We start from the raw sequence: 6,460 nt of genomic DNA, 5'->3' as shown, positions 1-6,460 counted from the left end.
AAGTGTCCAACTTTAAGGGTTCACTTCACTTCGATCTTTTTGTTTAACCACATAGCTGTCGTTACGGCTGGGTTAAAGTGGCCGCCAGATACGGCTCCAAATGAGTATGCGGAGATCGTAATAGCTAACCCAAAGGCTAACCCAATTGCTAAGACATTGCCCTTAGCAATGACTACCGTTGCGGTCCCTAAAAAGACCAGCATGAATGTACCGAAGAATTCGGCGACATAGTTTTGAATCTTCATGATTCCCTCCTATTAATTTGATTTTATCCAACTTTTCTATAATACCAAATTAATATATATAATGTCAATCATTCGGATAGCACTCGATAAATTAAGAACGGTTCTCAAGTTCCTGTGCTTACTTGATCAAACCAAGCTTGGTTAGCCATTGACGAACTTGGGCTTGGTTATCATCATAACGGATCCCATTTTTGAAATTCGCTCCATCGGCTTCAGCCAATTGACGAACATATTTTTGAGAATCCTTAATGGGCGTACTCATACTCGTGGTGAAGGGGACAATGGTCTTACCCTTAAAATTATATTCCTCAAATAAAGTCCAAAATAACATTGGCGGGCGTGACCACCAGGTCGGATAACCTAACAAAATGGTATCGTATTGATCCAGATCCGGTAATTGCGTTGCTAAGGCCGGGTGAATATTATTCTTCAACTCTCGTTCCCCACGCTTTGCCGCATCACTATAGCCATCATACCGATCTTGGGGATAAATCCGGACCATGTCCGCACCAGTTTGCTTTTGAAGATATTGGGCTGCTTCTTTTGTCGAGCCCTGTAAGGAAAAGTAAATAATTAAGGTCTTTTTCGTGGCAGCCGTCGGACTAGCTTCAACCAGGTCTGCTTGACTAAAATTGCTCCAAAAAGCTGCCAACGCCGATATCATGGTCATGATAGTAATTATCAATCGATTTCGAACTCGGATTGCAGTCATTATCAAATCCTCCTAATAAATTCTAAGTTGGTATGATTAGTTTAGGTAAAATTTGCTAGTCCTAACAAAACTTATTTCACATGGTACCATTCTCCTAATGCATACTAAAAGCGACCAACCATTAATCTCGTAGATTAACCGTCAGTCGCTCTCTTTAAACCGATTTTATTTATCTAATTCCGTTCGCACCACTAAAACATCAATGGGAGCACACCGCTTAACATACGAGGTCACCGAACCAATCATTGCCCGTTGAATCCGCGTTAAGCCACTTGCCCCAATCATAATTAAGTCATTGTGGTGATCCTTTGGGAAATCGTATGCAATTACAGTCTTTGGATTACCTAGCCGGATATGCACATCAACATCCGTAAAGTCAAATTCATCCTTGGCCCGTTGAACCAATTCATTTAAGTATTCTTGAGACTTATCTACCAACTGGTAAGCAATACTACTATCTGACATCCCCGCAAAGTTGTATGACATTGCCCGGGTATCAATAACATTTAAAACATCTAAGTGTGCATGGTTCCGCTTGGCATTGTTAACCGCCTTTTCAAAAGCAATCTCCGCTTCTTTTGAACCGTCCACCGGAACTAAAATGTTGTTGTATTCTTGCATGATCTCAACCTCCATGTGCAACCTATCTTTATATTTATTATACCATATTCACTGGTTCACGATTGCCGCGCTTTTCCATAATCCAATTGACATTTTAATCAAAATCTAATAATATTTTAGTAATTAATATTACTAGCCTAAGGGAGTTGTATCATGGACGCAATTGATAAGAAAATTCTTAACATGCTACAGGAGAATGCTCGAATCTCACTTAAAGAGCTCTCCAATGCATGTTTTATCTCTTCACCCGCTATTGCGGCGCGGATTAACAAGCTCGAAAAATCCGGGATCATTAACGGCTACCACATGAGCATCAACCTCGATGCGATTGACTACCATGTTAAAGCCTTCATCATGGTTCAACTCGAACCACGGCAAAAGGACGAATTTTATCCCTATGTTCAATCAGTCCCGAATGTCATCGAATGTAACTGTGTCACAGGTGACTTTTCGGAAGTCATGGAGGTCGCTTTCCCCACCACTGCGGAACTCGATTCCTTCATTAATGAAATCCAACGACGGTTTGGTAAAACCAGCACCCAAATTGTCTTTTCTACCAGTGTTGAAAACCGGGGCATCATGTTTAGTGACGCCGAAGAAGAAGAAAGTAAATAAGGTTCCGCTCACGAGCGGAACCTTATTTTTGATGTTTTAACAAGTCCTCGATTTGATCTAATCGTTCTGCAAACATCTTTAATGCTTGATCCAGATAAGCACGGCCGGTCATATCAATGCCCGCTGCCTGCATGGTTTCAATCGGATCTTTAGAGCTGCCTGATTTCAAAAAGCCTAGGTACCGATCTAGAGCTCCCGTTTGTCCCGTCCAAACTTGTTGGGCAAGACTGGATGAAGCAGCCCAAGAAGTAGCGTATTGGTACACATAATAATTCATATAAAAATGCGGTACATAGGCCCAGCTCTGACTAGCACCTCCTGCTAACAAGCTTACTTGGGGCCCGTAGTATCGATGCAAAAGCTCTGTACTAAGCTGATCTAAATAATCGGCCGTTAAGGTTTGACCGGCTTGTTCTGCTTGATAAGCTTGATGCTCAAATTCCGCAAATTGAGTCTGGCGGAAAATGGACCCAATGTAGCCATTAATTGATTCTTCTAAAACGTAAAGTTGAATTTGCGGATCGTCTTGATACTTGGCCAGTAAATATTCGGTCAAAATATTTTCATTAAAGGTCGAGGCTACTTCAGCAAGAAAAATCGGCGCATCCGCATATTGGGCTGGTTGATGGTGTTGGCTAAACCAACTATGCATCGCATGACCGGATTCGTTCGCTAGGACAAAAGTACTGTATAGCTTATCAGTCCAATTTAAGAGAATGAAGGGATTACCATCGTAGACACTAACTTGATAACCACCCGAGCGTTTCCCTTTGTTTTCGGCCACATCGATCCACCGTTGGTTAAATTCTGTTTGGAGACCTTTCACATAATCATCACCCAGCACCGCTAAGGCTGCCAGTGTTAGTTCCTTTCCCTGACTAAAGGTTGTTTTCATAACATCATTGCCAGCTAAAGGAACGTTGAGATCAGCTTGTGAAAAGTCACTAATCCCCAACGCCCGTTGCTTGATTGCATACCAGCGATGGGCTAGGTCTAGATGATCATTTACCGTGGTCACTAAGGTGTCATAAACTTGTTCGTCAATTTGATGGGGAGATAGGGAGGCCTGCCGAGCCGATTGATAATGACGAATTTCTGCTTGGGCATTTTGACTGCTGACAAAACTATTAAAAGTCTGGGCAAAGGTATTTCTTAAATCATGGTATGGCTTAGCGTAAGCTTTTACCGCTGCTTGGCGTACCGAGCGATCCATTGATTCGGTATATTGACTACGGTTCCCATGGGTTAACTCGACCCATTGGCCGTGCTCATCTTTAATTTGTCCAAATTTTAGATCGGCATCATTTAAGGTATTATAGATCTCTTCAGCACTGTCTAAGGTACGATTTAGTCGATTTAAGAGAGCTTCTTCACTCGTTTTGAGAACGTGGTCCCGTTGTAGACGCATCCGCTTAATCTCCACTGCAAATTCTTGCAAGGCCGGACTTGTTGTTAACCAGTTCGCTAACGTGCCTTCGGGAAGTGCCAATAATTCTGGATCAATGAAGGCCGTTTGCGTTTGTACCTGAACTAAGGTTTGCGCAGCTTGACCAAATAAATTATTCGCCCTCGCATCAGTAGTATCACTATCCCGACGCAAGAAAGCATAGACATAGGCTTTTTCTAACTTCACGTCAAGGTCGCGGGAAGCTTGTAAAACCTGAGTTAAAGTTTGGGCACTATCACCTAAATGACCCTTCAAATCACCTAATTGTGCCGTCAGTTTAGTAATCTCGGCTAAGTCCGCCTGCATGGCTTGATCATCGGAATAAAGTAAACTTAAATCCCACTTTAATTCATTCGGGACATCTTTTCGTAAAGGTAAGTGTGTACTTGGCATTTGGACTAAATCTCCTCATCGTTCTTTATTATTTAATGATTTTAGCAGAATCTTGATAAATCTAAAAAATTAATCGTTCATCCTTTGAAAAAGGTGTTAAGATGGGTACCGTTATAAAGTAGGATTTACGGGAGGATCTTATCTTGTCAGAAAAAGTTGCCAATACCTTTGATGGTCGTCTGATTTTTTTGATGCTATCAATTTTGCTGAACGTCTTTTTTAACGCTTTAACGGTTTCTACCAATATGGGAAGTGCCGTCTGGACTGCTTCAGCCGTTAACTTGGCACACTTGTTTAATCTTTCACTAGGTAACACCCTCTTTTTAGAGGGTGTTATTGTTGCTATCGTTAATTTGATTTTACTTGGGCAGTTTGATTACTTCCGCTTATTCCGTAATTTAATCTTTATTGTGCCATATAGTTATCTGTTAGCCTGGTTTAAGCAACTTTTCTTCGCTATGGGGATTCCCTTCTTGCCAATTGGCTGGCGCTTTGTCCTCGACCTAGTTGGCCTAACTGGCGTGGCCGTGGCCGTGTCCCTTTATCAACGGGCCAACGTTGTCTTACACCCGAATGATGATCTACCTTTCATTTTAAGATTCCGTTTTCTACATGGATCACCATGCTGGTCACAATGGGACAGTAATATTCCACCCATTGCCATCATCGTTGTTACTGCCATCCTTACGCATCAACTCTTTGCTGTTAATATTGGGACTATTCTTAACTTTGTGATGCAAGGATACATTATTGGTTGGGCTGACCAACATATTTTCCCGCAACTGCATCATCATCTTGACTTTAAATCAACATTACATTAACCAAAACGATGTAGAACCACCAATTCTTGAAATATCAAGGATTGATGGTTCTTTTGTATCAATGAGTTCGAAATGCATGAAAATTCATCTTCCGTCTCCCATGTGATACAATTTTGAGCACCAAAAATCACCCCATCATATTTTGGTGCAGGAAAAGAGGTATTCACTATGCAAATCGCACTTATCACCGGCGCAGGACGCCAAGGAAACTTAGGATTCGAAACAGCGAAGCAATTGGGCGAAAAATGGTATACTGTCATTCTAGCCGCCAGAAGAGCAGCAGAATTAGAAACTCTGGTTGCAGAGCTAAAAGATAGCGATATTAATGCTTCTTATGTTGTACTTAATGTTAATGACGAAGAAAGTGCCCAACAAGCTGCCTTGGTCGTTGCAGCCAAATACGGCAGAATTGATATACTCGTAAATAACGCGGCCTTAATGAAAGCTGGTGCTTCCATTGAAGAAGAAAGCATTGAATTGATGAAGGAAACTCTTGATACTAATGTCGTTGGTGCCTGGAACGTTACCCAAAAGTTTTTACCGCTTTTAAAGAAGTCGGACCACCCCCGGATTGTAAACGTATCTAGTGGCGCTGGCTCTTATGATGATCCAGATTACGGCCTTCGTTATGGTAAGTATGGCGCAATGGGCTATGGTATCAGTAAACTGGCCCTCAACGGACTCACCGTGAAAATGGCCAGGGATCTCGCACCATATGGCATCCTTGTCAATTCCGTCTGTCCAGACGTAACTGACACTTATGGTAGTGGATTCGGTCGAAAGGTCACAGATAGTGCAAAGAGTGTTACCTGGGCTGCCGAACTACCGGATAAAGGTCCCACAGGTGGCTTCTTCCGGGATGGCAAAGCACTGCCCTGATAATTAAAAATCGAGAATGGTGAACTTTTCCCATTCTCGATTTTTTATTTCGTCTGATTATGAAATCATTATATTTGGCAGCTAATTTTACTATTTAACCAATTCAGCTACTTCATCAGCAGCCTTTACAATTCCATGATCATCCATGTACTTAACAATTGCGTCAATCGTCAAGAAAGGCACCTCTAATCGATCAGCCATTCCTGCTAAAGCATCCCGGCGGGCCATTGTCCCATCGTCTTTTAAGACTTCAATAATCACCGCCACCGGTTGGCGATGAGCTAGATAGGCTAAATCAACCGCCGCTTCGGTATGCCCTACCCGGTCCCGCAACCCATTTGGTTGAGCATATAAGGGTTGAATATGGCCTGGATGATTAAAATCGGTTGCCTTCGCACCCGGCTTGGCCATTTGTTGAATCGTTGCCGCCCGATCAAATGCAGACACCCCGGTCGTCACGCCAGTAGCTGCTAATGTTCCATCGGCGGTGATTGTAAAGGGAGTCCCATGAGGATCGGTACTGTGCTTAACCATTGGAGTAAAGCCGAGCTTTTCGGTTAACGCCTTTGGCATTGGTGCACACATTAAGCCATTTGCTTCATGCAACATTTGATAAACAACAGCTGGTTGGATGTCTTGGGTTAAGGCCACCAAGTCACCTTCATTTTCCCGTCCTTCATCATCAGCTAAAATAATAAAAAGAAGTGAACCCCCTAAGTTGGACAGA

The 6,460-nt window shown here is 42.5% G+C and carries 7 protein-coding genes and 1 pseudogene; 3 read left to right on the top strand and 5 right to left on the bottom strand.

Annotation, left to right across the window (positions count from 1 at the left end; all coding sequences use genetic code 11):
* Positions 1 to 29 precede the first annotated feature (29 nt).
* From FC60_RS08900 to FC60_RS08890, 3 genes and pseudogenes are all read right to left on the bottom strand, one after another.
* Positions 30 to 239: pseudogene (locus FC60_RS08900) on the bottom strand (aquaporin); the annotation flags it as partial.
* Between the two features lie 124 nt (positions 240 to 363).
* Positions 364 to 957, bottom strand: coding sequence for a flavodoxin (locus tag FC60_RS08895; protein WP_153672883.1), 594 nt, complete (start codon positions 955 to 957; stop codon positions 364 to 366).
* Between the two features lie 165 nt (positions 958 to 1,122).
* Complete coding sequence (locus FC60_RS08890) at positions 1,123 to 1,581, bottom strand: universal stress protein (protein ID WP_040467902.1); 459 nt, start codon at positions 1,579 to 1,581, stop codon at positions 1,123 to 1,125.
* Positions 1,582 to 1,731: 150 nt separating this feature from the next.
* Between FC60_RS08890 and FC60_RS08885 the strand changes: the two genes are divergently transcribed.
* Positions 1,732 to 2,193, top strand: a complete 462-nt coding sequence (locus FC60_RS08885; RefSeq protein ID WP_056938023.1) for an Lrp/AsnC family transcriptional regulator — start codon at positions 1,732 to 1,734, stop codon at positions 2,191 to 2,193.
* A 22-nt stretch (positions 2,194 to 2,215) separates the two neighbouring features.
* Here FC60_RS08885 and pepF read toward each other — a convergent pair whose 3' ends face one another.
* Positions 2,216 to 4,033, bottom strand: a complete 1,818-nt coding sequence (gene pepF / locus FC60_RS08880; RefSeq protein ID WP_056938022.1) for an oligoendopeptidase F — start codon at positions 4,031 to 4,033, stop codon at positions 2,216 to 2,218.
* 140 nt (positions 4,034 to 4,173) lie between these two features.
* Between pepF and FC60_RS08875 the strand changes: the two genes are divergently transcribed.
* Both FC60_RS08875 and FC60_RS08870 read left to right on the top strand, forming a co-directional pair.
* On the top strand, positions 4,174 to 4,854 hold the full coding sequence (locus FC60_RS08875) for a DUF6198 family protein (RefSeq protein ID WP_056938021.1): 681 nt from the start codon (positions 4,174 to 4,176) through the stop codon (positions 4,852 to 4,854).
* Positions 4,855 to 5,022: 168 nt separating this feature from the next.
* Entirely contained in the window at positions 5,023 to 5,733 is a 711-nt protein-coding gene (locus FC60_RS08870; RefSeq protein WP_056938020.1) for an SDR family NAD(P)-dependent oxidoreductase, read from the top strand.
* Between the two features lie 90 nt (positions 5,734 to 5,823).
* On the opposite strand, the gene FC60_RS08865 is transcribed toward FC60_RS08870, so the two are convergent.
* Complete coding sequence (locus tag FC60_RS08865) at positions 5,824 to 6,459, bottom strand: 3,4-dihydroxy-2-butanone-4-phosphate synthase (protein WP_082601388.1); 636 nt, start codon at positions 6,457 to 6,459, stop codon at positions 5,824 to 5,826.
* Position 6,460 lies beyond the last annotated feature (1 nt).

Origin of the sequence: Limosilactobacillus gastricus DSM 16045 (genome assembly GCF_001434365.1) — a bacterium.
GTDB classification, from domain to species: Bacteria; Bacillota; Bacilli; order Lactobacillales; family Lactobacillaceae; genus Limosilactobacillus; species Limosilactobacillus gastricus.
Note: the sequence above shows the minus strand (reverse complement) of the source record. Positions and strands in the feature narration are given on the sequence as shown.